The organism is Proteus sp. GOKU (assembly GCF_015475555.1).
Taxonomy (GTDB): Bacteria; Pseudomonadota; Gammaproteobacteria; order Enterobacterales; family Enterobacteriaceae; genus Proteus; species Proteus mirabilis_B.
The window spans coordinates 441,598-467,678 of record NZ_CP034105.1 but is presented as its reverse complement, the minus strand read 5'-3'; the positions used below and the strand labels follow the sequence as shown (position 1 = coordinate 467,678).

The window sequence follows — 26,081 nt, the reverse complement described above, 5'->3', positions numbered from 1 at the left end:
AAAGTCGTTCTTTACACCTAAGTGTTAATAGGATTATCCTTAATTTTTCATTTTAAATTAATAAGTTAAATTAAAAGCGCTATAATTTAGAAGTGAAATTACCTCTATCAGATATTTAGGGGTAATACTTTAGTGGTATATGACATTTGATGTATTTTTAAGGCAATATAGCGCCAGAATAAATTTGGAAAAATAACGATGAGTACAAATAAAATCCAATGGCACTACCGTTTCTCAATTATTAATCAGATAGCGATATTAATGTTACTTTTCACTCTATTGGGTGTGGTGGGAATGGCAATTTCTAACCATATTATTTTGAGTGTACAAGGTAATGCTCATGCGATTAATAAGTCTGGATCGCTACGGATGCAAAGCTATCGCTTGTTATCTGCGTTACCTCTAGATGAGCAACATCGTTATTATCTTCACGAGTTAGAAACCGACTTAGATAGCGGTGAGTTACTTCAAGTCCTAAGCAATGAATCGCTACAATCACAATATGCTCAATTAAATACTTACTGGAAAGATACCCTAAAACCAACCTTGCTTTATGTGCAACAACGCGATGAAGCCAAACAAGAGGTTGCGTTTTTTGTTTCACAGCTAGATAAATTAGTATTAAGTATCGACCAACTTACAGAGCAAAAAATCAGGCTGGTGGCTTATACTCAGCTTATTTTCACGGCGCTGACACTGTTATTGCTGTTTGGCTCTGTTTGGCATTTCCGTCGCCGTTTATTACATCCTTGGCAACAGCTTATGGCGATGGCAAATTCGATTGGTCATGGTAATTTTTCAGCCCGTTTCCACCAGCGTACACACCATGATGAAATTGCCACGCTGGGTATTGCACTTAATACCATGTCAAAAGAGCTTTCTACACTGTATAGCGAATTAGAAAAAAGAGTGGTTGAAAAAACACACGACTTACAACAGAAAAATAAAGTACTCTCTTATCTCTATCACTCAAGCCAACAATTACACTCTCCCGCGCCACTTTGTGCCCGATTAAGACAGATATTATTTGAGCTTCAACAAATCATTCCTGATGCTTATTTGCAGATACGTTTATATGAAGATAATCATCACACACTCTTTAATGAAATCAGTTTAGAACCTCAATCACGCCCAGAACATTGTCCAGATCCACAATGTGAACGTTGTGATGATACCTCTTCTGTTACCGTTCCATTACGTAGTGAATTATTGCATTGGGAACTTGCTGACCAAATTCATCGTTATGGATTACTTGTTATGCAACTACCCGAGCATACAACGCTGACGGATGAACAGAATAATTTAATGCTATTACTGACAAAACAGATCTCAGCCATGCTGGCAATGGAACAGCAAAATGAGCAACAGCAACAGCTTTTGTTAATGGATGAGCGTTCGGCAATTGCACGCGAATTACATGACTCTATTGCTCAATCACTCTCTTGTTTAAAAATGCAAGTGAGCTATTTGCAGATGCAGTCAGAAACCTTACCTGATAATTGCCAAAAGCTACTTAAAGAGATGCGAGAAGAGCTTAATGTGGCTTATCGCCAATTAAGAGAGTTGTTAACTACGTTTCGCTTAAAACTCACTGAGCCGGGATTACTTGCCGCGTTGGAAAGTACACTGACTGAATTTAATCAGCGCCTTGGTTTTTCGATTAATTTTGACTATCAATTACCCGCAAAATGTGTGAATTCGCATCAAAGTATTCACGTTGTTCAAATCGTCCGTGAAGCCTTAAATAATATTTTACAACATGCCAATGCCAATTGGGCTGAAGTCTCTTTATCTCTAAATAATGGCATGGTCGAACTAAAAATTAATGATAATGGTGAAGGAATTAGCCCTAATCCTGAAAAATTAAATCATTATGGCCTTATTATTATGCGTGAACGCGCAAATAGCTTAAATGGTTCTTATACTATAAAAGTACGCGAACAGGGCGGTACTCAAGTGTTTGTTAAATTTCCATTAATAACTACTCATAAAGACCCTGTCTAAATTGGAGCAAGTCGTAATGAATAATATGGGATCCCCCGCAGAAAAAGCGACAATTTTACTCATTGATGATCACCCGATGCTACGCAATGGTGTAAAACAACTTTTAAGTCTTGATACAACACTAACTGTCGTTGGGGAAGCGGGAGATGGTATTCAAGGTGTGAAGCTAGCTGAAGAATTAGATCCTGATTTAATTTTGCTGGATCTGAATATGCCAGGAATGAATGGTTTTGAAACGCTCGATCAACTGCGATTAAAGTCGTTGTCAGGTCGGATCGTTGTTTTCAGCGTATCAAATTATAGTGATGATTTAGTCACAGCGTTAAAACGTGGTGCAGATGGTTATCTTCTAAAAGATATGGAGCCTGAAGAATTACTAGCGGCTCTAAAACAGGCAGCAGCCGGAAAAATGGTCGTCAGCCCTGCATTAACCCCTATTTTAGCCGAATCCTTACGTGAAGATCGTTCTGAAGGTGAGCGTGATATTGAACAACTCACCCCGCGTGAACGCGATATCTTAAAACTGATAGCGCAAGGATTATCAAATAAAATGATCGCCCGTAAGCTTGATATCACAGAAAGTACAGTCAAAGTACATGTAAAACATCTACTGAAAAAGATGAAGCTAAAATCTCGTGTTGAAGTTGCTGTTTGGGTTCATCAACAACGCGTCGATTAATTAAAGTTAGGTACGATGGGCTGGTGGGTACTCATCAGCTCAACTAACTCTTTTGCTCCTTTCTGTAACGACTCCCCTTTTAGCCACATGGCATGAATAGGTAATCGTAATTCATTTTTCGTATTCTTAAACTGAAGCTGTTTTAATTTACCTTTTTGCAATTGAGTATAAATCAACGAATACGGTAAATTACCCCATCCCATCCCTGCTTCAACCATACCCAACGCCATTTGAAAGCTATCTGTTTGCCAATAATTCGTCGCCACTAATGAGCGCTCATCTCTTAACTCTTTGGTGTGACTTGCGATCATGATTTGGCGAACATTCACAAGATCCTCAATAAACACGCCAGCAGGGTGTGCTAATGCAATATGACTTGCTGATATTGTTGCGACCAATGACTCAGAGCCAAGATATTGAAATTGTTCATCGCCATTCACATACAAGCCCCCATAAACTAGGCTCAATTGAATTTTATGTGAATGCAACATCTCAATAATGTCATCTTGTGCCGCGGTTATCACATTCACATTAAGTAATGGATAACGTTGCGTTAATTCAGATAACGCAGGTAATAGATAATCAGGATTAATATCAGCCGCAACACCAATATTTAAGACACTTTCGAGATCCATCGAAAGCTCTTGTGCATGCACTTGTAATAATTTTAATTGCTCTGCGATCATTCTGGCATGAGGCTCAAGTGCTTTGGCTTTTTCAGTTGGCTGAGGCTCTCGTGATGAACGTTCAAAAAGTGCATAACCTAATTCAGCTTCCATATTAGCAATCGCCATGCTGACTGCTGATGGAACGCGTTTTAATGAACGTGCAGCCGCAGAGAAAGATCCCTTATCCATCACTGCTAAAAATATCGCAATATGTTCACTTGAGAACTGCATGTTCACTCCTGATGTTTCAGTCAAATTGATACTAGCTAACTTTTTCTATCATTCTTGCTGATTTATCTTACGATGCTTAACGACACAGATCCACAGAAAAAGAGAGCACAATGCAAGGTATCAAACGAAAAATTGTCTACGTAACAGCTTATGAAATTTTTGGCTGGATTATTTCATCAGTCGGGCTTGCACTTTTGGCTGATAGCTCAACAGCAGTAACGGGTCCATTAGCTCTGGTGATCACAACTATCGCAGTAAGTTGGAATTTTATTTATAACTGCATATTTGAATTTTGGGAGAGTAGGCAGGTTTCAAGAATTCGAACATTTAGACGCCGTCTAGTCCATGCAATTGGATTTCAGCTAACACTGGTGCTCTATTTAATTCCACTGATTGCATGGTGGCTTAATGTTTCATTGTGGCAAGCGTTAGTTATGGACTTTGCGCTGATCATCATCATCCCTTGTTATACCTTCGTTTATAACTGGGTATTTGACAAAATTTTTGGCTTACCAAAATCTGCATTACCTGAGAATGCACCCGCAGCCTAAGCGACAAATTAAGTAAGGAGAGTGATCCCAATAACGGATCACTCTTTAACAGGATAGATATCTTCTAACGCAAACTGCTCAATACCGCCTTCTAACTCGCAACGACCTAATCCAATATTTTTGTCATCAGCCGTTGTTCTTCTTAGCAATTTACCCGTCACTTGAGAAAGCGTTGAGTCAATTTCAATCACACGGTAATACTCTTTCATATAGCTCTCTTCACCCAGTGCCATATAAACCAAAAACTCATCACCTGTTTTAATATTCATCTCGTTGTACTTACTCTTAGTAGTTAATCTAATGATGATAGAATAAGTTTAGTCTAACTAAAGGCAATAAGAGAAAGATTGACTCACTCGATATTACATTAAGTTAATTTATTAACTTCCAACTCATCATAATGATGCTGATCAGAATAAAAGACAGAGTTAAATATTGGAAAAAATGCTCTGATAAATACACAAGTAAATAACGAGCTAATGGGATGGAGAGTAATGAGCCTAAGCAGAGAATAAGTGCTGTGTGAACATCGGTATAGCCACCAGCACTATAAGCAATAGCAGAGCCACCAGAAAGGATCGTAGTAATAAAAATAGAAGTGCCGATTGCCTCTTTAATACCCATTTGTGCAAAACGCATTAACACAGGCAACACTACTAATCCTCCTCCAACACCCGTCGCACCAAGTACAAATCCTGCACTGACTCCCGGTACAAATAAGGAAGAAAAAGTCACTGAAGAAGGCGGAGGTAAAGAAATTAAGGGATCTGAAATTGCTGATCTTCTTACCATTCGCTGTAAAAATAAGATCAATGAAAATACGATAGCAACGATCATTAAAATATTAATCGCTGATTCAACACGATCGTAATATTGAGGTTGCGATCCCAACCATGTCACACCATAACTCGCTAAAAATGTTGCCGGAAACATTACCCCTAAGATCAATAGTGCGGGTTTTAATGGGATATTACCTAACCGAAAATGAATATAAGAAGATGAGAGCTTCATTAGCATCGAGAGTAAATTTGCTGTCGCAACCGCAGCTAATGCATTCATACCAAAAAGATAAATAAGAACAGGTAATAAAATAACACCACCACCTACACCGGTCGTTGTAATAACTAACCCGATTGCAGCGCCGATAAGTAGTTGTGTTACAAGCAACATCTTATTTCCTTTTTGGTTAAAATTTAACAAGCTTCGATTATAGGCAAAATAACTTATAACCAAAAGGAATTAGATATAATAAATAGGAATATAAATAACGTTATTATAAAAAAGCCCCTTAATATGAAATTACCTCATATTAAAGGGCAGATATTAATGATAGATATTATTCTTATTAATCAATATGATATTTTTAATATATTTAATTTATTTCAGCTAAGACCGATTCTGCTGAAAAATAATCACCTGTTTTCGCTTTTTGCAGTAGTACTCCATCACAAGAAGCGATTACCTGAACTTCCATCTTCATCGCTTCCATAATAGCAATAACATCACCTTCTTTGACTTTATCGCCATCAGCTAAGATCCAGCTATGTAATACGCCAGAGATGGGTGCAGTGACGGCTTTTTCATTCTCTTCTTTCTCATGACTGGCATTAATTGCTGTTGGTATTACCGCGGAGAGTGACAGTAATTGAGCTGGTAAAGCAAGTTCATGACGACGACCATCAATTTCAATAAAAGTACGAACAAGCTCTTCATTTTTTGCAGGCGTGCTACGAGGAAAATATGTATTTTTTGCCTGAAAATCTGTTTCAATCCAACGGGTATGCACTTTGAAATCTTCAGTAAAATCGGCATGTTCCATCATTTCACAATGGAAAGGCAACACACTCGCTACCCCTTCAATTTTAAATTCGGATAATGCTCGACGAGCTCGCGCAATGGCTTGTTCACGAGTTGCACCTGTCACTATCAATTTTGCCATCATAGAATCGAATTGGCGTGAAACCTGATTATTTTCAGCAACACCACTATCTACACGAACTCCCGGACCTGAAGGCTGAGAGAAATGCGTAATTAAACCCGGTGTAGGTAAAAAGCCTTTAGTAGGATCTTCTGCATTGATCCTAAATTCAAAAGAGTGACCACGTGGAACAGGCGTTTTATCAATACTTAGTGGTAAACCTTCAGCAATACGTAACTGCTCAATCACTAAATCGATGCCTGCTGTTTCTTCGGTAACAGGGTGCTCTACTTGTAAGCGTGTATTCACTTCTAGAAACGAGATAGTGCCATTTGCACTTAATAAAAACTCAACGGTACCTGCGCCCACATAACCTGCTTTCGCACAAATATCTTTAGCGGATTGGTGAATACGTTCACGTTGTTCGTCTGTCAAATACGGTGCTGGTGCTTCTTCAATAAGCTTTTGATTACGGCGTTGTAACGAACAATCTCGTGTTCCGACAACAACAACATTGCCCAGTTTGTCTGCAATAATTTGCGCTTCGATATGGCGAGGTTTATCTAGGAATTGCTCAACATAACATTCACCACGACCAAATGCAGTTACGGCTTCTCGTACAGCAGAATGGTACAGCTCTTCAATCTCTTCCATTTTATGCGCGATCTTCAAACCCCGCCCACCACCACCAAAAGCAGCTTTAATGGCAACAGGTAGACCATGCTGTTTAGCAAAATCGATAACCTCTTTGGCGTCATTAACAGGATCAGACGTACCATTTACAAGAGGTGCACCAACAGATTGTGCAATTTTACGTGCTTTCACTTTGTCACCAAGCACTTCAATCGTTTCTGGGTTAGGGCCGATCCAAATAAATCCTGCGTCTTGTACCGCTTTTGCAAAATCAGCTCGCTCGGAAAGAAAACCGTAACCGGGATGGATCATTGTGGCATTAGCTTTATGGGCAATATTAATAATTTTCTTAATATCTAGATAGCTTTCTTTCGGCAAATTACCATTGAGTCCATAAGCTTCATCAGCAAGACGGACGTGTAGTGCATCAATATCATCATTAGCGTAAATGGCAATCGAAGTCGCACCATGATCCTGACAAGCACGAATAATACGAACCGCAATTTCACCTCGGTTTGCAATAAGTACTCTATGCTTCACTCGTTGTTTTTGGTTAATTGTTGTCATGAGTGGCATTCTCCTATCAATATTCTTGAAATTCGGTAATTGGATTAAAACGAATTCTAGCGTTAACAGGGATCTGCCCTGCAAGTGGTAAGTGATATTCAGCAACAGCGCCGATAACAGGATATCCTCCTGTTAGTGGGTGATCGTTAAGAAACAAAACAGGTTGCCCATTAATCGGAACTTGTATTGCGCCGATGCAAGTGCCTTCACTCGATAGCTCTTGTTGTTGTTCTCGAGCAAGAGGGGTTTCGCCCAGTAAACGCAACCCAATACGGTTAGATTGTGGTGTCACCTGCCATAATTGAGAGGTTAATGTTTTTATAGCTTCAGTGGTAAACCAGTCAGTGCGAGGACCTAAAACAACATCAAGCGTGACGATATCATCTTGTTTTGGCAGTGTTGATGTCGGCTGTTCATCAGCAAGAATACCGTTTGAAGTACTTTCATTATTTAAATGAAGTACATCGCCTTCTTGCAAAGCATTAGGACCAATTTGTGCCAAGGTATCAAATGCATAACTCCCTAACACCTTGGGTAATTCAAATCCACCTCTCACGGCAAGATAGCTACGTACACCTGCTTTTGGCATACCTAAAATAATTTCATCGCCACAGCGAACATCGATAGGTTGATAACCAGATAAGGATTCATTCTCACCTGACTCATGTTTTAGTGTAATGGAACAATCCGCCCCAGTTAAAGCGATCACACAATCTTGTCGTGCTTTAAGTGTCAGTCCACCTTGGGTTATCTCAAGTGCAACAAAGGTTGCAGGATTACCCACTAAACGATTGGCTGCATGTAAAGCGGGTTTATCAAGTGCGCCTGAAGCAGATACTCCCATTGATGCAGCACCAATACGCCCTTCATCTTGAAATAAAGTTTGTAGCCCTGCTGAAATGACATATAGCCCTTTATCATTTAATGAGAGTGGAGAAGCAACTACGGCTTTTTTCTCCGGTAGTGAAACGGTTATCGGTGATTTTTTTGCATCAACAAAATGCACTTCATTACCTGGTAATAAAAAAGCAGGTTGTTCGCGTGAGAGATCCCACATCTTTATTTCTGTGGTACCAATAAGTTGCCAACCACCGGGGCTTTGTTGTGGATAAACGCCACTAAACTCGCCAGCTAATCCGACCGATCCTGCGGGGATACGTGTACGAGGTGTTTTACGGCGAGGTACGTAAAGCTGAGTTTCATTTGCAATCAAATAAGCAAAACCTGGGGCGAAACCTGTGAATGCAACTTGATAGGTTTGCTCTGTGTGTCTGCGGATCACTTCACTGGTAGCGATCCCTAATAATTCAGCGACCTCATTAAGATCCTCACCTTGATAATGAACGGGGATCGTTAATGATTGTATTTGACGTGCTGATACCGCTTTAACTTCTAACTGTCGAAGCTGAAGCACAAGTTCTTCAGCTGTGATTAGCCACGGCGTATAGTGAATTAAGAGTGTTTTCGCCGCAGGTACAATGTCTTGAATAGCAGCAATATCCGCTTGTTTAACGGATTCATACAATGCGAGCGTCTCTTTTAAAGAGGAAAGCTCAACAAGTAAATGAGATAGGTTAACGGGTAAAAAGCGCAAAGTATCTTCCTCCCTTATACGTGATAAGCTGCATCAGGCACATCGGTAATAAACATATGCCCCGGAGCATGGCTAAGTGCGAAAGGAACACCTGAACGCATCACTGCTGCTTGTGGTGTCACACCACAAGCCCAAAATACGGGGATCTCGCCTTTTTCAATTCTCACTGGTGAGCCAAAATCTGGCGACATAATATCTTTAATACCCAAAGCATCTGGCGAGCCAATATGTACGGGAGCACCATGTACAGAAGGGAAACGACCACTTATCATCACCGCATCAGCGACTCTGTCAGCGGGAATAGGACGCATTGAAACCACCAATTCGCCTTCTAATCGTCCTGCTGGACGACACAAGCGATTGGTTTTATACATCGGAACATTGCAGTTATCTGTGATATGGCGAATTTCAATACCCGCTTCTAACATGGGTGTTTCGAAAGTAAAACTACAACCAATAAGAAACGTCACAAGATCGGGATGTTGTGCCCAAATTTTGGTGGCATCCGTAATTTCACCCGTTAATTTGCCATTTTCCCAAACACGATAAAGAGGAATGTCAGTACGCAGATCGGCGTCTTTCGCTAAAACAGTGCGATAACTACCTGATTCGCAAACATCTAATATTGGGCAACTTTTCGGGTTACGTTGAGCATAGAGCAGAAAATCAAATGCCCAATCACGAGGTAAACTAATCATATTAGCTTGCGTCATACCTTTAGCCATACCGGCGGTTGGTATGGCTAAACCATTGCGAATAGCTAATCGAGCTTCTTGTGCATTAGCAATTGCATCCGCGGTTGCTTGCATTAAATTAGTCATTTTTGAACCTCCTTTTTAAGTGGCAGAGGTGCAAAAGGCTTAATGCTAACACCATGATTAATTAAAATTTCTTTTACACTTTTAGCGAGAGCTACGGCATCTGGGCTGTCACCATGAACACAAATAGAATCAGCTTGTATCGTTGTAAAAATGCCTTCTATGGACTCAACACCACCTTCTTGCACAAGCCGCAACATACGTTGAGCAACACGTTCAGGATCATGTAAAACAGCTCCCTCTTTTTTACGAGAAACTAGCGTACCATCAGCATGATAAGCTCTATCAGCAAAGGCTTCTGCAATTACTCGAAGACCTTTTTCTTTCGCAAGTGTAATCAAAGGTGATCCCGCTAAAGCAACTAATGTCAGTTGAGGATCTACAGCAAGTATCGCCTCAATAACAGCAAGTGCTTGACGTTTATCATGCGCAATTGTGTTGTAAAGCGCACCATGAGGCTTAACATAGGTCACACTTAAACCCACTGCTTTAGCCAATCCTTGTAAAGCACCTATTTGATAAATCACATCTGCGGTTAATTCATCACTGGCAATATCCATATTACGACGACCAAAACCGACTAAGTCAGGATAAGCAACATGCGCACCTATCGCGACATTACGCTGTTTCGCCGCTTTTAATGTTTTTAAAATTCCATCCGGTGAACCTGCATGAAAACCGCAAGCGATATTAGCGCTACTGACAATTTCAAGCACCGCATCATCATTGCCCATTGTCCATTGACCGAAGCTCTCACCTAAATCACTGTTTAAATCGACTGCTTTTATCATCATTATTGTTCTCTTAAGCAATGTTGAGGTAGTTGAAAATAGCACCCACGGACATAATGCCCATATACCAAGTCAGCGCACAGACCAAAATACCTGACCACAGTAACCATGCAGGATATTTATAGCCATTCATGAGATCTTGGCGACGCCATGCAACAAAAATAAATAGTGTCATACCAATAGGTAAAATCAGACCGTTAAAACCACCGGCGAAGACTAATAATGCAGCTGGCGCTGTTCCCATAACCATATAAATGACAAGTGAAATAGCGATGAAAATAATGGTTGCGATATTACGTTGACGCTCAGTAACACCTTTTTTAAATACTGTAATAAATGACATTGAGGTATAAGCAGCACCAATTACACTTGTTAATGCAGCTGCCCATAAAATAAGACCAAAGATGCGTAATCCAGTTAAACCTGCCGCGTGTTGAAATGCTTGAGATGCAGGGTTAGCCGCGCGACTAGAAATATCTAATGTTACGCCACTGGCAACTACGCCCAAAATGGCAAGGAACAGGATATAGCGCATTAATCCAACCACTAAAATTCCTTTAGTTGCAGCGCTTGATACAGCATCAATGTTCTCAATACCCGTAGTTCCTTTATCGAGAAGACGGTGAGCTCCGGCATAACAGATATAACCGCCCACAGTACCACCGACAATTGTAGTGATCGTTGCGAAGTTAATCGCATCAGGTAAAACAGTTTGTCTTAATGCTTCACCTACTGGAGGATTAGAGGCAAACATCACAAAAACAGTCAGTAAGATCATGACAATGCCAAGAACGATAATCATACGATCGATAAAGTTACTGGCTTTACGTGATGAGAAAATATAGATCGCAAGTAAAGCACTTAAGATCCCACCCCATTTAGGATCAAGACCCACCATTGCATTAAGCCCCAAACCAGCACCTGCAATGTTACCCACGTTAAACACTAAACCGCCAAAAATAACTAATACCGCAAGTAAGTAACCGCTACCGGGTATTGCTTTGTTAGCAATGTCTGAAGCTCGCATATTGGTAACTGTGATCACTCGCCAAATACTTTGCTGAACAACATAGTCGATGATGATTGATGCCAAAATACCGAATGCAAATGCTGCCCCCATAGTGGCAGTAAAGGTTGCAGTTTGAGTAATAAAACCCGGACCAATAGCGGATGTCGCCATTAAAAAAATGGCAGCTATCAATGAAGAGCGTCTATTTTTTATAAACGAACTTGATGTTGTGTTTGCAGAATCTTGTGTAGCCATGAGCTACCCCCTTTATCATCATTATTTTAATTATTATTACTAAGGCAATTAGCGTGCCATTGTTGAGCATGAATACGTAATTGTTAATCACCTGATATTAGATTGTTGAACAATTAATAATAATAGATGAATAAATAAGCAAATAGATTTAAATATGGGATGATAAAAGTGCAGTGAAGATCGCATTTTTAACATTTTATTGACAATTATCATTAATTAATAAGTAATGAATATGCACCTAAATGCAGCATAAAAAGATGAGATGCACAAAAATAGTGCACAAGATTGAAGGAAAAATAAGTTTAATCACTAAAATATCGTGATAAAAAATTAAGTTTTTTTGATGGAAATAAACAGAAAGTCATACTCGATACAGTGAGAAGTACGACAGAGTGACACAATAGAGGTTATATATTACAAAACACACTGATAGAATAGGCGCTTCAATTAAGCTAATAGCAGAAGATAATGCAGAAAAAAACATCTCCACAAATTCTTTCTCAAAAAGTCGCAAATGTTATTCGGCAAAAAATCACTATTGGAGAATTACCTCCTGGTGAAAGATTGTCAGAAACTGCATTAAGCGAAACGCTAGAGATATCGCGTAATACTTTAAGAGAGGTTTTTCGCGTTCTTACCCAAGAAGGGCTTTTAACTTATAAACCTAATCGTGGTGTTTTTGTTTCTGTGCCAGATATGGCAAGTATTATGGATATTTATCGTGTAAGACGATTAATTGAATGTGATGCTCTGCGACATTCTTATCCTATGCATCCAGCTATTGTTAGAATGCAAGATAGTGTTAACCAAGCAAAAGTCTTTCAAGAACAACAAGATTGGAGCGGTGTAGGAACCTGTAATATGCATTTTCATACCGCGATTGTTGAGCTTTCAGATAGTCCTAGATTGTTTAAACAATACCAACTTATTTTAGCAGAGTTACGTTTAGCCTTCGGTTTATTAAACGATCCTCAATTACTACATGCACCGTATATTGAGAAGAATGAACAGATTTTAACACTTTTAATGGATGGAAAAGCCCAAGAAGCAGCAACAGCAATGGAAGACTATTTAGAAATATCAGAAAGAACAGTCCTTGCTGCATTTTCTCGTCATAATTTTTGCTAAAAGATCATAAAAGATGCCCTAATTTAGGGCATTTTTGTATTTAGAATTTAGCATAGCACTTAAAATTTACTAAACCCCAAACGCAAAAAAGCCAACCCAGTGGGTTGGCTTTCTCGTCTTATTTAATGCCTGGCAGTTCCCTACTCTCACATGGGGAGACCCCACACTACCATCGGCGCTACAACGTTTCACTTCTGAGTTCGGCATGGATTCAGGTGGGTCCGCTGCGCTATGGCCGCCAAGCAAATTCGGTTTTATTACCCGTTACATCGATTTCTCGTCATAACCAGCAATATTCAATCTTAAACAAGCCTACTTCATCTACTGTTTGTCTCTCAGACAAAACACCTTCGGTGTTGTCAGGTTAAGCCTCACGGTTCATTAGTACTGGTTAGCTCAACGTATCGCTACGCTTACACACCCAGCCTATCAACGTCTTAGTCTTAAACGTTCCTTTAGGTCACTCAAGGTGACAGGGAAGACTCATCTCGAGGCAAGTTTCCCGCTTAGATGCTTTCAGCGGTTATCTCTTCCGCACTTAGCTACCGGGCAATGCCATTGGCATGACAACCCGAACACCAGTGGTGCGTTCACTCCGGTCCTCTCGTACTAGGAGCAACCCCTCTCAATCTTCCAACGCCCACGGCAGATAGGGACCGAACTGTCTCACGACGTTCTAAACCCAGCTCGCGTACCACTTTAAATGGCGAACAGCCATACCCTTGGGACCTACTTCAGCCCCAGGATGTGATGAGCCGACATCGAGGTGCCAAACACCGCCGTCGATATGAACTCTTGGGCGGTATCAGCCTGTTATCCCCGGAGTACCTTTTATCCGTTGAGCGATGGCCCTTCCATTCAGAACCACCGGATCACTAAGACCTACTTTCGTACCTGCTCGAGCCGTCACTCTCACAGTCAAGCTGGCTTATGCCTTTGCACTAACCGCATGATGTCCGACCATGCTTAGCCAACCTTCGTGCTCCTCCGTTACTCTTTAGGAGGAGACCGCCCCAGTCAAACTACCCACCAGACACGGTCCCCGATCCAGATTATGGACCTAGGTTAGAACATCAAACGTTAAAGGGTGGTATTTCAAGGTTGACTCCATGCAGACTGGCGTCCACACTTCATAGTCTCCCACCTATCCTACACATCAAGGCTCAATGTTCAGTGTCAAGCTATAGTAAAGGTTCACGGGGTCTTTCCGTCTTGCCGCGGGTACACTGCATCTTCACAGCGAGTTCAATTTCACTGAGTCTCGGGTGGAGACAGCCTGGCCATCATTACGCCATTCGTGCAGGTCGGAACTTACCCGACAAGGAATTTCGCTACCTTAGGACCGTTATAGTTACGGCCGCCGTTTACTGGGGCTTCGATCAAGAGCTTCTCCTTACGGATAACCCCATCAATTAACCTTCCAGCACCGGGCAGGCGTCACACCGTATACGTCCACTTTCGTGTTTGCACAGTGCTGTGTTTTTAATAAACAGTTGCAGCCAGCTGGTATCTTCGACTGGCTTCGGCTCCGTCCGCAAGGGACTTCACTTACCGCCAGCGTGCCTTCTCCCGAAGTTACGGCACCATTTTGCCTAGTTCCTTCACCCGAGTTCTCTCAAGCGCCTGAGTATTCTCTACCTGACCACCTGTGTCGGTTTGGGGTACGATTGTTGGTAACCTGAAGCTTAGAGGCTTTTCCTGGAAGCAGGGCATCAATTGCTTCACCACCTTAGTGGCTCGTCATCACACCTCAGCATTAAGTGACCGGATTTGCCTAATCACTCTGCCTACATGCTTGAACCGGGACGACCGTCGCCCGGACAACCTAGCCTTCTCCGTTCCCCCATCGCAGTTACCACCAGTACGGGAATATTAACCCGTTTCCCATCGACTACGCTTTTCAGCCTCGCCTTAGGGGTCGACTCACCCTGCCCCGATTAACGTTGGACAGGAACCCTTGGTCTTCCGGCGTGCGGGTTTTTCACCCGCATTATCGTTACTTATGTCAGCATTCGCACTTCTGATACCTCCAGCATACCTCACAGTACACCTTCGCAGGCTTACAGAACGCTCCCCTACCCAACAACACATAGTGTCGCTGCCGCAGCTTCGGTGCATGGTTTAGCCCCGTTACATCTTCCGCGCGGGCCGACTCGACCAGTGAGCTATTACGCTTTCTTTAAATGATGGCTGCTTCTAAGCCAACATCCTGGCTGTCTGAGCCTTCCCACTTCGTTTCCCACTTAACCATGACTTTGGGACCTTAGCTGGCGGTCTGGGTTGTTTCCCTCTTCACGACGGACGTTAGCACCCGCCGTGTGTCTCCCGTGATAACATTCTTCGGTATTCGCAGTTTGCATCGAGTTGGTAAGTCGGGATGACCCCCTAGTCGAAACAGTGCTCTACCCCCGAAGATGAGTTCACGAGGCGCTACCTAAATAGCTTTCGGGGAGAACCAGCTATCTCCCGGTTTGATTGGCCTTTCACCCCCATCCACAAGTCATCCGCTAATTTTTCAACATTAGTCGGTTCGGTCCTCCAGTTAGTGTTACCCAACCTTCAACCTGCCCATGGATAGATCACCGGGTTTCGGGTCTATACCCTGCAACTCATTCGCCCAGTTAAGACTCGGTTTCCCTACGGCTCCCCTATACGGTTAACCTTGCTACAGAATATAAGTCGCTGACCCATTATACAAAAGGTACGCAGTCACCCCATAAAGAGGCTCCTACTGCTTGTACGTACACGGTTTCAGGTTCTTTTTCACTCCCCTCGCCGGGGTTCTTTTCGCCTTTCCCTCACGGTACTGGTTCACTATCGGTCAATCAGGAGTATTTAGCCTTGGAGGATGGTCCCCCCATATTCAGACAGGATAACACGTGTCCCGCCCTACTCGTCGAGTTCACAATAACAGCATCTTCGGATACGGGGCTATCACCCTTTACTGCCGGACTTTCCAGACCGTTCTCCTGATGCTGCTATTGATTAAGACTCTGGGCTGTTCCCCGTTCGCTCGCCGCTACTAGGGGAATCTCGGTTGATTTCTTTTCCTCGGGGTACTGAGATGTTTCAGTTCTCCCGGTTCGCTTCATGACGCTATGTATTCACGTCATGATAATATCCATTGGATATTGGGTTTCCCCATTCGGAAATCGTCGGGTATAACGGTTCATATCACCTTACCGACGCTTATCGCAGATTAGCACGTCCTTCATCGCCTCTGATTGCCTAGGCATCCACCGTGTACGCTTATTCGCTTAACCTCACAACCCGAAGATGTTTCTCTCGAAGACCAATGTCTTGAGTTCACACTTCAAGGTCTGAGATTTTGAGAGACTCATCAATATACCTCGGTGATATATTGATTTGTTTTCAATTTTTCAGCTTGTTCCAGATTGTTAAAGAGCATAATAGGTAAAATAACTCATGCGAATTATCTTAACTATTCTCTGATTTTCATCAGACATAGTGTGGTACGCCTTTCACTCATACCGCGCAATTGGCGTCCCCTAGGGGATTCGAACCCCTGTTACCGCCGTGAAAGGGCGGTGTCCTAGGCCTCTAGACGAAGGGGACTCTTGTCAGCTTCGCAGACGCGCTTTTGCTCGTTCTTCATCAGACAATCTGTGTGAGCACTGCACATAACACGTATCTCTTAGGTAAGGAGGTGATCCAACCGCAGGTTCCCCTACGGTTACCTTGTTACGACTTCACCCCAGTCATGAATCACAAAGTGGTAAGCGCCCTCCCGAAGGTTAAGCTACCTACTTCTTTTGCAACCCACTCCCATGGTGTGACGGGCGGTGTGTACAAGGCCCGGGAACGTATTCACCGTAGCATTCTGATCTACGATTACTAGCGATTCCGACTTCATGGAGTCGAGTTGCAGACTCCAATCCGGACTACGACAGACTTTATGAGTTCCGCTTGCTCTCGCGAGGTCGCTTCTCTTTGTATCTGCCATTGTAGCACGTGTGTAGCCCTACTCGTAAGGGCCATGATGACTTGACGTCATCCCCACCTTCCTCCGGTTTATCACCGGCAGTCTCCTTTGAGTTCCCGCCATCACGCGCTGGCAACAAAGGATAAGGGTTGCGCTCGTTGCGGGACTTAACCCAACATTTCACAACACGAGCTGACGACAGCCATGCAGCACCTGTCTCAGAGTTCCCGAAGGCACTCCTCTATCTCTAAAGGATTCTCTGGATGTCAAGAGTAGGTAAGGTTCTTCGCGTTGCATCGAATTAAACCACATGCTCCACCGCTTGTGCGGGCCCCCGTCAATTCATTTGAGTTTTAACCTTGCGGCCGTACTCCCCAGGCGGTCGATTTAACGCGTTAGCTCCAGAAGCCACGGTTCAAGACCACAACCTCTAAATCGACATCGTTTACAGCGTGGACTACCAGGGTATCTAATCCTGTTTGCTCCCCACGCTTTCGCACCTGAGCGTCAGTCTTTGTCCAGGGGGCCGCCTTCGCCACCGGTATTCCTCCACATCTCTACGCATTTCACCGCTACACGTGGAATTCTACCCCCCTCTACAAGACTCTAGCCAACCAGTTTCAGATGCAATTCCCAAGTTAAGCTCGGGGCTTTCACATCTGACTTAATTGACCGCCTGCGTGCGCTTTACGCCCAGTAATTCCGATTAACGCTTGCACCCTCCGTATTACCGCGGCTGCTGGCACGGAGTTAGCCGGTGCTTCTTCTGCGGGTAACGTCAATTGCTAAGAGTATTAATCTTAACACCTTCCTCCCCGCTGAAAGTACTTTACAACCCTAAGGCCTTCTTCATACACGCGGCATGGCTGCATCAGGCTTGCGCCCATTGTGCAATATTCCCCACTGCTGCCTCCCGTAGGAGTCTGGGCCGTGTCTCAGTCCCAGTGTGGCTGATCATCCTCTCAGACCAGCTAGAGATCGTCGCCTAGGTGAGCCATTACCTCACCTACTAGCTAATCCCATATGGGTTCATCCGATAGCGCAAGGTCCGAAGAGCCCCTGCTTTGGTCCGTAGACGTCATGCGGTATTAGCCACCGTTTCCAGTAGTTATCCCCCTCTATCGGGCAGATCCCCATACATTACTCACCCGTCCGCCGCTCGTCAGCAAGAAAGCAAGCTTTCCCCTGTTACCGCTCGACTTGCATGTGTTAGGCCTGCCGCCAGCGTTCAATCTGAGCCATGATCAAACTCTTCAATTAAAAGTGTTTGATGCTCAAAGAAATCGAAAACTTAGCTATTCATAAATGAATTTACTTTTGTTGTTCACTCTTCAAGACTTGATACATCTAATATTTTAGAAGATATCGTCTCTGCGAGTGCCCACACAGATTGTCTGATAATTTGTTAAAGAGCAGTGCAACATTCGCTGCCGTTTCCGGTCTTCTGCGTTGTTGCGAGGAGGCGTATATTACGTTATTCCTCTGAAGAGTCAAGAGTTTTTTCAAACTTTTTTCTTTTCTCTTCGCTGTCCTTCGTGGCTGTTGTCAGCTCATCGTCGGTCAGTGGATGCGCATTATAGGGAGTTCCCGGATTAGCGCAAGTGTTTTTTTAAAATAATTTTCTGTTCGTTCAAAACTCCAACAAGACGTATAAAAACCCCACAGTAAAGATTAAACATCACTCAATTTTGGCAAAATTCGTCGCAAATTCGCTTACTTTATTCCAATCCGTATATTCAATTTCTTTTGTTGGATCAGTTTCACCTTTAGTCATCTTCATAATTAACTGGATCATGACTCTATCAATCCATTTATAACGAGGATAATAAAGAGCACCAGCAAATACACCTGTTAAGGTTGGCTTCCAAGGTGTCTTCTCTAAGAACTTGCGTATATAGGAATTAGTCTCTGGTGTATTCTTCTCAGCTTTTCTTGCCGTAAGATTAACGCCAAAGAATGCGGATGGCATATTATTTAACTGTGTAAGATGGCGAGTAATAAATTTATCGAGAACTTTATTAAAGTAACCATAGCGAATAGAAGCGCCGACTAAGACTTTACTATAAGCAGACAAATTTAAACTCTGCTGAACAGAGGTTAAATCTCTCACATCACAATCATGACCATGTTGTCTTAATTCATTCGCAATTTGCGTCATTATCTTTTTAGTTTGACCATCAGTACTACAATACAGCAATAGTGCGCTCATACATTACTCCTTGTATTAGGTTAATCACGCCAAAACGTTGGGGTAAATAAAACCAATAGTGTGAAAACTTCAAGTCGTCCAAATAGCATTGTTACGACAAGTATCCATTTTGCAGCTGGATTCATTGTCGTGAAGTTGTCAGCAACAATACCTAATCCAGGGCCAAGATTATTTAATGTGGTTGCAATAGCAGAAAATGCAGAAAATTCATCCACGCCTGTTGCTATCAACAACATTAAGCTAATAATAAATACCAATGCATAAGCAGAGAAGAATCCCCACACTGCTTCAATAATACGTTCAGGTAATGCTCGGTGACCAAGTTTGATGGTATAAACCGCATTCGGGTGAACAAGGCGTTTTAATTCACGATTCCCTTGTAGGAATAAAAGCAGAATACGAATAACTTTTAATCCCCCACCGGTTGATCCTGCACAACCACCAATAAAAGCAGAGCATAATAATAGAAGAGGTAAAAATGCAGGCCATTGTGCAAAGCTATCTGTGGCAAAACCTGCTGTTGTCGCCATCGAGACAACTTGGAAAAAAGCCTGATTTACAGTTATCCATCCTGTGTCATATACAGAATAAAGCCACAGAATACCGCTACAGATAATGACTAATCCCAATTGAATGGAGATAAACATACGAAATTCAGGATCACGCCAATAGATATTTAAGCTTCTTCCCGTTAATACAGCAAAGTGCAAACCAAAGTTACAACCAGAGATCAAAAGGAATACACCAATAATGATGTTAATGGTTGGGCTGTTAAAATAACCGATACTGGCATCGTGAGTAGAAAACCCACCAATTGCAATCGTTGAAAAGCTATGAGAAATAGCATCAAACACATCCATGCCTGCAATCCATAATGCTAAGGCACAAATGATGGTTAATAAGACATAGATAAGCCAAAGTGCTTTCGCTGTTTCTGCAATTCGGGGACGCATTTTATTATCTTTCAATGGCCCCGGCATTTCTGCACGATATAACTGCATTCCCCCAACACCTAAAAGTGGAAGAATAGCGACAGCCAATACAATGATCCCCATCCCGCCTAACCATTGGAGCATTTGGCGATAAAACAAAATAGCTTTAGGTAATGAATCTAGCCCCACAAGCGTTGTGGCTCCAGTCGTAGTCAGTCCAGAGAAAGACTCAAAAAAGGCATCAGTAATAGAAAGATGGGGTTGTTCAGAAAAAATAAACGGCAATGCCCCTACACTACCCAGTACCGTCCAAAATAAGACAACAATAAGAAAGCCTTCTTTAGGCTTAAGCTCACTTTTTTTATGTCGATTGGGTATCCACAGCATTAACCCAATGATCAATGCAACAATAAATGTTTGGCTAAATGCACGCCCTGCTCCATCTCGATATATTAATGCGACAATACCGGGAATGATCATCGTGACAGAAAATAAGATGACTAGCAGTCCGACAATACGGGTTATTGAACGAAAATGCATTTAGCGATTTCCTTGGTAGCAAAGGTTATTCATTTTTATCTAACGGGATTAATTGCATACTGCCACGACTTATATCACGAAGTTTAACTTCGACTTCACCGCTATCTACAGCTGGCAATGAAAGTATAAAAGTCACTTTATCAGTATATTCACTTGAAAGTACTTGCCCATGATATTGTTCAACGACTTGTTCAAGTAATGAAACAAGTGAATATTCACACGCTACACTAAAACGCAATTGTGGCACTTTTGTTTTTGTTGGCAAAAGCTTTAATGCTTGTTGAACGCCACTACCATAAGCCCTAACTAATCCACCAGTTCCTAATTTGATCCCACCGAAATACCGAACAACCACCGCGGTAACTTCGCCCATTCCACTCCCTAAAAGAGGTGCAAGAATAGGTTTTCCCGCAGTACCTGTTGGCTCACCATCATCAGAAAAACCTAACTGTTGTGAGTCATCGGGTCTTCCTGCAACAAAAGCCCAACAGTGGTGTCGGGCATCAGGAAATTGCTCTTTGATAGACTGAATATAAGCTTTTGCTGCATCAATACCTTCAGTGTGAGCAATAAATGTAATAAAACGACTCTTCTTTATTTCTTCACTGAATTCTACGGTTTCAGCGGGGATCAAATATGCTTTCATCAGGCTAAGTGTAAGTCTCTGGTCATATTTTCAATTTTGTTATCGTGGATAATAATATTATCTTCAATACGAATACCACCAAATGGTTTGAAATGTTCAATCAGCTTCCAATTGAAATGAGCACTGTATTTCCCTTCTTTCCAAGGCTCTAGCAGAGAGTCGATAAAGTAAAATCCAGGTTCAATTGTTAATACCATGCCCGGTTCAACAATACGTGTGCAACGTAAGAATGGATACATTGCAGGAGCCGCTAAATGGGTACCTTTATCATCTTGCATAAAACCAGCTGCATCATGAACTTGCAGACCTAAAGCGTGCCCTAAACCATGAGGTAAAAATGGTGTAGTTAATCCAGCGCTCACCATCTCTTCTTCACTAACACCTTTAACAATGCCGTACTTATTAAGTAATCCAGCAATACGTTGATGCATTTGAACATGGTATTCAGTATAACGCACACCTGCTTTCATCGTTGCAATCAGCGCTTGTTGCGCATCATTCATATCTTTAACTAACGAAGTAAATTCATGGTTTTCTTTTGCGCTATAAGTACGAGTGATATCGGCTGCGTAACCATTATACTCTGCACCTGCATCAATAAGGAAACTACGATATTCATCTGGGGATTCATGATCTAGCTTTGTGTAATGCAAAACAGCCGCGTGTTCATTTAAGGCGACAATATTGCCATAAGGTACATCGGTATCACGATGACCTGTTGCCATTAAATACGCCATATTAATATCAAACTCACTTAATCCAGCTTGGAATGCTTCGCGAGCAGCAATGTGCCCGTTAACAGCCATTTTTTGTGCTTCACGCATACAGGCTAATTCATAACCAGTTTTGTAAGCACGATAGTAATGATAATAATTAAGAAGAGATTGATTGTTGATATTATCAATACTCACACCTAGTGATTCTGCTCGCTGTGTATTTGGACCAATATAAGCAGTATTTTTATTAATATAAGGTGCTAGCTCTTTTTGAATATCATCAACATTTTTAAGATGAATTAACTCAATTTCATGCGTCCAATAGCTACTTGGTAAAGCTTCAACACTGTGCCAATAGTCAACTGGGGAATAGAACCATAATTTAGGTTTATTAACACCATCCGCTAATAGCCAGCAATGTGGTACATCTGTCACAGGCACCCATGCTTTAAAATGAGCATTCACTTTAAAAGGATAATCACTGTCATCAAGGAAAACTCGAATAGGTTCACCAGAATGAATCAATACAGAATCAAGATGGTGTCTGGATAAAGCATCACGAGTACGATTTTGTAGAGTTTTGATATGTTCTTGGTACAGAGAGAGCAATTTTTCCATTATTAATTACCTTATCTTATTCATTGTTAATGATTCAGCTTAACACGCCAACTCTTTTAGTGGCTAACCCCATAACAAAAATAGATTATTGTCGATTTATCGCTCCTCTTTTTAGCAAACTGAGCAACAACATAGAATTCAATAAGTTGAATAATTTCACTGTGATCACCCTTGCAGTTTTTTAATCAAATATTTGCATTTATTTAACATAGTATTCACACTCTTAATATCTGGTCATACCAGTCTATATATTTAGGGAGAATACAAATGCTCTATCAAAGCGAAAATATTCAAGCCGATTGGGTGAAACAAGGTATTGTTGAACTCATTTTCAACGCCAAAGGTTCTATTAATAAATTAGATACCAAAACGGTTGCAATGCTAAGTGAAGCTTTAACGGTATTAGAAGCAACACCGAACCTAAAAGGCGTTATCTTGCGTTCAGAAAAACCGGCGTTTATTGTCGGTGCTGATATTACTGAGTTTTTATCCCTTTTTGATGCCCCTGAAGAAGAATTATCTCAGTGGCTACATTTCTCTAATCAGATTTTTAGTCGACTTGAAGACTTACCTGTTCCTACCGTTTCGGCGATTAATGGCTATGCACTTGGCGGTGGCTGTGAGTGCGTACTTGCTACTGATTTTCGTATTGCTTCTCCTGATTTGCGTATCGGTTTACCAGAAACGAAACTTGGGATCATGCCTGGCTTTGGTGGTTCTGTACGTCTTCCTCGTTTAATTGGCGTCGATAACGCATTAGAAATTATTACTGCGGGTAAAGATGTTGATGCTCAAACAGCCCTTCAAAATGGATTAATCCAAGCAATTGTTCCTCTAGAAAATTTAAAAGAGAGTGCTATTTCGTTAATCGAACAAGCAATTGAAGGCAAAATTGATTGGAAAGCGGCACGTCATCCAAAAACAGCACCATTAAGACTGACAGAGCTTGAACATAAAATGTCTTTTAGTGTCGCAAAAGGTATGGTGATGAAAGTAGCAGGTCCCCATTATCCAGCGCCCATCACTGCAGTAAAAACTATTGAAAAAGCAGCTTTTCTAAATAGAGACGAAGCACTAGCTCTCGAAACTGAAAACTTTGTTAAGCTCACACGCACTGATGTTGCAAAAGCCTTAGTCGGTATTTTCCTTAATGATCAGTACGTGAAAAATATCACGAAAAAACGTCATGCCGAATTACCTAAACAGGCTGCCGTATTAGGTGCAGGGATCATGGGAGGTGGAATATCCTATCAATCTGCCCTAAAAGGCATTCCTGTTGTAATGAAGGATATTAACCAAAAATCCCTTGAGCTGGGTATGAATGAAGCCTTAAGCCTATTGCAAAAACGCCAAGAAAAAGGTCGAATGAGTGCCGTAGATATGGCGAAAACTCTCGCCTCTATTCAACCAACACTAAATTATGCCTCTGTCAGCGATGCGGATGTTGTTGTCGAAGCAGTTGTTGAAAATCCAAAAGTAAAGGCAACTGTGCTTGCAGAAACAGAAGCACTATTAGCTGATAACGCGATCCTTGCTTCCAATACTTCAACTATTCCTATTTCATTACTCGCAAAATCCTTAAAACGCCCTGAGAATTTCTGTGGGATGCACTTCTTTAACCCAGTTCATCGAATGCCACTGGTCGAAATCATTAAAGGCGAAAAAACCAGTGAAGAAACCATTAACCGTATAGTCAGCTACGCCAGTAAAATGGGAAAAACACCGATTATTGTTAATGATTGCCCCGGCTTCTTCGTAAACCGAGTCCTATTTCCTTATTTTGCAGGATTCTCTCTACTACTAAGAGATGGTGCTGATTTTATTGCCATTGATAAAGTGATGGAAAAGGTATTTGGTTGGCCTATGGGACCTGCATACCTACTTGATGTTGTTGGTATTGATACAGCAAATCATGCTCAAGCAGTAATGGCTCAAGGTTTCCCTGACAGAATGGGGACAATTGAGCGAGATGCGATTGCTCTTTTATATGAGCAACAGCGATATGGCCAGAAAAATAATCATGGTTTCTATAATTACTCTGTTGATAAACGAGGTAAAAAACAGAAATCAGTTGATGGTCAAATTCAAACGCTTATTCAACAAAATGCAGGCAAAACGCAAGAGTTTAGCCAAGATGCAATTATCGCTCGTATGATGATCCCAATGATCAATGAAGTTATCCGTTGCTTAGATGAAGGTATTATTGCTTCACCAGCAGAAGCTGATATTGCATTAGTTTATGGTTTAGGCTTCCCTCCTTTCCGCGGTGGTGTATTCCGTTATCTTGATACTATCGGATTAGCGCAATTTGTTGCAGATGCACAGCAATACGCATCATTAGGGCCGCTTTATCAAATCCCTGAAAGCTTAAAACAAAAAGCACAGCGCAATGAAACCTATTATCCAAAACCCGCAAAAGTAGATGTTAACATCAGAGAACTCGCTTAAGGAGATATGAAATGGAAAAGGTTGTCATAATTGATGGTATTCGTACTCCAATGGGACGCTCAAAAGGTGGTGCATTTCGCCATGTCAGAGCGGAAAATCTCTCTGCTCACCTGATGCAAGCACTACTAAAACGTAATCCTAATATTAATCCTAATGATATCGGCGATGTAATTTGGGGTTGCGTACAACAAACTTTAGAGCAAGGTTTTAATATTGCTCGTAATGCGGCGTTATTGGCTGAACTTCCACACAAGGTTCCTGCAGTTACAGTTAACCGGTTATGTGGCTCATCAATGCAAGCATTACATGATGGTGCACGCCAAATTATGTTGGGTGATAGCCAAGTAGCATTAATCGGTGGTGTTGAGCATATGGGTCATGTGCCAATGACTTATAATGCGGATTTTAATCCATCACTTAATCTTTCTGTTGCTAAGGCCTCATTTTCAATGGGATTAACAGCAGAAATGCTAGCAAAATCATTCCAAATTTCACGCGAAGAGCAAGATAAATTTGCTTATCGCTCGCATCATTTAGCGGCGATAGCCACACAGCAAGGTTATTTTGATAATGAGATAGTGGCTATCAATGGTCATGATGCAACGGGTAATTTTATCAATGTAAAAAATGATGAAGTTATTCGTTATAACCCAAGTCTTGAGGAATTAGCGCAACTTAAACCTGTATTTGATCCCGCCACAGGCTCGGTAACAGCGGGTAATTCATCTGCAGTTTCTGATGGCGCATCCGCGATGTTTATCACCAGTGAACGTTATGCTAAAGAACACAACTTAAAACCTCGCGCCGTTATTCGTGCAATGTCTGTGACAGGATGTGATCCCGCAATTATGGGTTATGGCCCTGTTCCTGCGACAGAAATTGCGTTGAAAAAAGTAGGGTTAACATTGAGCGATATTGATATTTTTGAGCTAAATGAAGCTTTTGCTGCACAGTCATTAGCTTGCATGAAGAAAATGAATTTGCTCGATAGTATCGATGACAAAATTAATTTAAATGGCGGAGCGATAGCCTTAGGACATCCTTTAGGTTGTTCAGGCTCTCGAATAACCACTTCATTATTAAATATTATGGAGCGTAAAGATGCACAATTTGGCTTAGCCACAATGTGTATTGGATTAGGGCAAGGTATTGCAACGATTATAGAACGTGTTTAACGCTGTAT

Annotated in this window: 18 protein-coding genes, 1 tRNA gene and 3 rRNA genes; 6 read left to right on the top strand and 16 right to left on the bottom strand. The window is 41.8% G+C overall.

The features are described from left to right. The first annotated feature begins 198 nt into the window (after window positions 1–198). Together narX and narL are read left to right on the top strand one after the other, a co-directional pair. On the top strand, window positions 199–2,004 hold the full coding sequence (gene narX / locus EHE21_RS02260) for a nitrate/nitrite two-component system sensor histidine kinase NarX (protein ID WP_194951729.1): 1,806 nt from the start codon (window positions 199–201) through the stop codon (window positions 2,002–2,004). Window positions 2,005–2,029: 25 nt separating this feature from the next. Next, entirely contained in the window at window positions 2,030–2,683 is a 654-nt protein-coding gene (gene narL / locus EHE21_RS02255; RefSeq protein WP_109402871.1) for a two-component system response regulator NarL, read from the top strand. Here narL and EHE21_RS02250 read toward each other — a convergent pair. Continuing rightward, window positions 2,680–3,582, bottom strand: coding sequence for a LysR family transcriptional regulator (locus EHE21_RS02250; RefSeq protein WP_194951728.1), 903 nt, complete (start codon window positions 3,580–3,582; stop codon window positions 2,680–2,682). The two genes, narL and EHE21_RS02250, sit on opposite strands and share 4 nt — an antisense overlap. A 110-nt stretch (window positions 3,583–3,692) precedes the next feature. Between EHE21_RS02250 and EHE21_RS02245 the strand changes: the two genes are divergently transcribed. After that, window positions 3,693–4,133: a PACE efflux transporter gene (locus EHE21_RS02245; protein ID WP_194951727.1), complete on the top strand. Its 441-nt coding sequence runs from the start codon at window positions 3,693–3,695 to the stop codon at window positions 4,131–4,133. Between the two features lie 38 nt (window positions 4,134–4,171). Here EHE21_RS02245 and EHE21_RS02240 read toward each other — a convergent pair whose 3' ends face one another. The 7 genes from EHE21_RS02240 to EHE21_RS02210 form a co-directional block, all read right to left on the bottom strand. Continuing rightward, on the bottom strand, window positions 4,172–4,402 hold the full coding sequence (locus tag EHE21_RS02240) for a hypothetical protein (RefSeq protein WP_075672928.1): 231 nt from the start codon (window positions 4,400–4,402) through the stop codon (window positions 4,172–4,174). 103 nt (window positions 4,403–4,505) lie between these two features. Then, a complete protein-coding gene (locus EHE21_RS02235; protein ID WP_194951726.1) occupies window positions 4,506–5,303 on the bottom strand; it encodes a sulfite exporter TauE/SafE family protein in 798 nt (265 codons plus the stop codon). A 202-nt stretch (window positions 5,304–5,505) separates the two neighbouring features. Then, window positions 5,506–7,251 (bottom strand): acetyl/propionyl/methylcrotonyl-CoA carboxylase subunit alpha, encoded by a 1,746-nt coding sequence (locus EHE21_RS02230; RefSeq protein ID WP_194951725.1) that lies wholly within the window; start codon window positions 7,249–7,251, stop codon window positions 5,506–5,508. A 16-nt stretch (window positions 7,252–7,267) separates the two neighbouring features. Beyond that, window positions 7,268–8,845 carry a 5-oxoprolinase/urea amidolyase family protein gene (locus tag EHE21_RS02225; protein ID WP_194951724.1) on the bottom strand — a complete coding sequence of 526 codons (1,578 nt, stop codon included), beginning with the start codon at window positions 8,843–8,845 and terminating at the stop codon, window positions 7,268–7,270. A 14-nt stretch (window positions 8,846–8,859) separates the two neighbouring features. Continuing rightward, on the bottom strand, window positions 8,860–9,666 hold the full coding sequence (locus EHE21_RS02220) for a putative hydro-lyase (RefSeq protein ID WP_194951723.1): 807 nt from the start codon (window positions 9,664–9,666) through the stop codon (window positions 8,860–8,862). Continuing rightward, window positions 9,663–10,454 (bottom strand): LamB/YcsF family protein, encoded by a 792-nt coding sequence (locus EHE21_RS02215; RefSeq protein ID WP_194952572.1) that lies wholly within the window; start codon window positions 10,452–10,454, stop codon window positions 9,663–9,665. Before EHE21_RS02215 ends, EHE21_RS02220 begins: the two co-directional genes overlap by 4 nt. A 13-nt stretch (window positions 10,455–10,467) precedes the next feature. Continuing rightward, a complete protein-coding gene (locus tag EHE21_RS02210; protein WP_194951722.1) occupies window positions 10,468–11,718 on the bottom strand; it encodes an NRAMP family divalent metal transporter in 1,251 nt (416 codons plus the stop codon). A gap of 468 nt (window positions 11,719–12,186) precedes the next feature. Here EHE21_RS02210 and EHE21_RS02205 point away from each other — a divergent pair, with 468 nt between their 5' ends. Further along, entirely contained in the window at window positions 12,187–12,846 is a 660-nt protein-coding gene (locus EHE21_RS02205; protein WP_088493892.1) for a GntR family transcriptional regulator, read from the top strand. A gap of 127 nt (window positions 12,847–12,973) precedes the next feature. Here EHE21_RS02205 and rrf read toward each other — a convergent pair. The 8 genes from rrf to pepQ all read right to left on the bottom strand — a co-directional run bounded on the left by rrf (window position 12,974) and on the right by pepQ (window position 22,450). Beyond that, window positions 12,974–13,089, bottom strand: a 5S ribosomal RNA gene (gene rrf / locus EHE21_RS02200). A gap of 117 nt (window positions 13,090–13,206) precedes the next feature. Continuing rightward, window positions 13,207–16,109: ribosomal RNA gene (locus tag EHE21_RS02195) — 23S ribosomal RNA — on the bottom strand. 237 nt (window positions 16,110–16,346) lie between these two features. After that, window positions 16,347–16,422: transfer RNA gene (locus EHE21_RS02190), tRNA-Glu, on the bottom strand. A gap of 84 nt (window positions 16,423–16,506) precedes the next feature. Continuing rightward, window positions 16,507–18,049: ribosomal RNA gene (locus tag EHE21_RS02185) — 16S ribosomal RNA — on the bottom strand. Together the 16S, 23S and 5S rRNA genes with 1 tRNA gene alongside form the textbook arrangement of a ribosomal RNA operon. A 418-nt stretch (window positions 18,050–18,467) precedes the next feature. After that, window positions 18,468–18,998 carry a menaquinone-dependent protoporphyrinogen IX dehydrogenase gene (gene hemG / locus EHE21_RS02180; RefSeq protein WP_194951721.1) on the bottom strand — a complete coding sequence of 177 codons (531 nt, stop codon included), beginning with the start codon at window positions 18,996–18,998 and terminating at the stop codon, window positions 18,468–18,470. A gap of 20 nt (window positions 18,999–19,018) precedes the next feature. After that, complete coding sequence (gene trkH, locus EHE21_RS02175; RefSeq protein WP_194951720.1) at window positions 19,019–20,470, bottom strand: Trk system potassium transporter TrkH; 1,452 nt, start codon at window positions 20,468–20,470, stop codon at window positions 19,019–19,021. Between the two features lie 25 nt (window positions 20,471–20,495). Beyond that, complete coding sequence (locus EHE21_RS02170; RefSeq protein WP_194951719.1) at window positions 20,496–21,116, bottom strand: IMPACT family protein; 621 nt, start codon at window positions 21,114–21,116, stop codon at window positions 20,496–20,498. After that, on the bottom strand, window positions 21,116–22,450 hold the full coding sequence (gene pepQ / locus EHE21_RS02165; protein WP_194951718.1) for a Xaa-Pro dipeptidase: 1,335 nt from the start codon (window positions 22,448–22,450) through the stop codon (window positions 21,116–21,118). The genes EHE21_RS02170 and pepQ overlap by 1 nt, the downstream gene beginning before the upstream one ends. Window positions 22,451–22,717: 267 nt before the next feature. Here pepQ and fadB point away from each other — a divergent pair, with 267 nt between their 5' ends. Continuing rightward, window positions 22,718–24,898, top strand: coding sequence for a fatty acid oxidation complex subunit alpha FadB (gene fadB, locus EHE21_RS02160; protein ID WP_194951717.1), 2,181 nt, complete (start codon window positions 22,718–22,720; stop codon window positions 24,896–24,898). Between the two features lie 11 nt (window positions 24,899–24,909). Continuing rightward, entirely contained in the window at window positions 24,910–26,073 is a 1,164-nt protein-coding gene (fadA, locus tag EHE21_RS02155; protein ID WP_194951716.1) for an acetyl-CoA C-acyltransferase FadA, read from the top strand. Window positions 26,074–26,081: the final 8 nt, after the last annotated feature.

What these genes read in the sequence shown, in the direction of transcription:
- EHE21_RS02245 (WP_194951727.1), top strand. Translation starts at nt 3,693, where the DNA reads ATGCAAGGTATCAAACGAAAAATTGTCTACGTAACAGCTTATGAAATT.
- trkH (WP_194951720.1), bottom strand. Translation starts at nt 20,470, where the DNA reads ATGCATTTTCGTTCAATAACCCGTATTGTCGGACTGCTAGTCATCTTA.
- narX (WP_194951729.1), top strand. Translation starts at nt 199, where the DNA reads ATGAGTACAAATAAAATCCAATGGCACTACCGTTTCTCAATTATTAAT.
- EHE21_RS02210 (WP_194951722.1), bottom strand. Translation starts at nt 11,718, where the DNA reads ATGGCTACACAAGATTCTGCAAACACAACATCAAGTTCGTTTATAAAA.
- hemG (WP_194951721.1), bottom strand. Translation starts at nt 18,998, where the DNA reads ATGAGCGCACTATTGCTGTATTGTAGTACTGATGGTCAAACTAAAAAG.
- EHE21_RS02170 (WP_194951719.1), bottom strand. Translation starts at nt 21,116, where the DNA reads ATGAAAGCATATTTGATCCCCGCTGAAACCGTAGAATTCAGTGAAGAA.
- EHE21_RS02205 (WP_088493892.1), top strand. Translation starts at nt 12,187, where the DNA reads ATGCAGAAAAAAACATCTCCACAAATTCTTTCTCAAAAAGTCGCAAAT.
- fadB (WP_194951717.1), top strand. Translation starts at nt 22,718, where the DNA reads ATGCTCTATCAAAGCGAAAATATTCAAGCCGATTGGGTGAAACAAGGT.
- fadA (WP_194951716.1), top strand. Translation starts at nt 24,910, where the DNA reads ATGGAAAAGGTTGTCATAATTGATGGTATTCGTACTCCAATGGGACGC.
- EHE21_RS02230 (WP_194951725.1), bottom strand. Translation starts at nt 7,251, where the DNA reads ATGACAACAATTAACCAAAAACAACGAGTGAAGCATAGAGTACTTATT.
- pepQ (WP_194951718.1), bottom strand. Translation starts at nt 22,450, where the DNA reads ATGGAAAAATTGCTCTCTCTGTACCAAGAACATATCAAAACTCTACAA.
- EHE21_RS02250 (WP_194951728.1), bottom strand. Translation starts at nt 3,582, where the DNA reads ATGCAGTTCTCAAGTGAACATATTGCGATATTTTTAGCAGTGATGGAT.
- EHE21_RS02235 (WP_194951726.1), bottom strand. Translation starts at nt 5,303, where the DNA reads ATGTTGCTTGTAACACAACTACTTATCGGCGCTGCAATCGGGTTAGTT.
- EHE21_RS02215 (WP_194952572.1), bottom strand. Translation starts at nt 10,454, where the DNA reads ATGATAAAAGCAGTCGATTTAAACAGTGATTTAGGTGAGAGCTTCGGT.
- EHE21_RS02240 (WP_075672928.1), bottom strand. Translation starts at nt 4,402, where the DNA reads ATGAATATTAAAACAGGTGATGAGTTTTTGGTTTATATGGCACTGGGT.
- narL (WP_109402871.1), top strand. Translation starts at nt 2,030, where the DNA reads ATGGGATCCCCCGCAGAAAAAGCGACAATTTTACTCATTGATGATCAC.
- EHE21_RS02220 (WP_194951723.1), bottom strand. Translation starts at nt 9,666, where the DNA reads ATGACTAATTTAATGCAAGCAACCGCGGATGCAATTGCTAATGCACAA.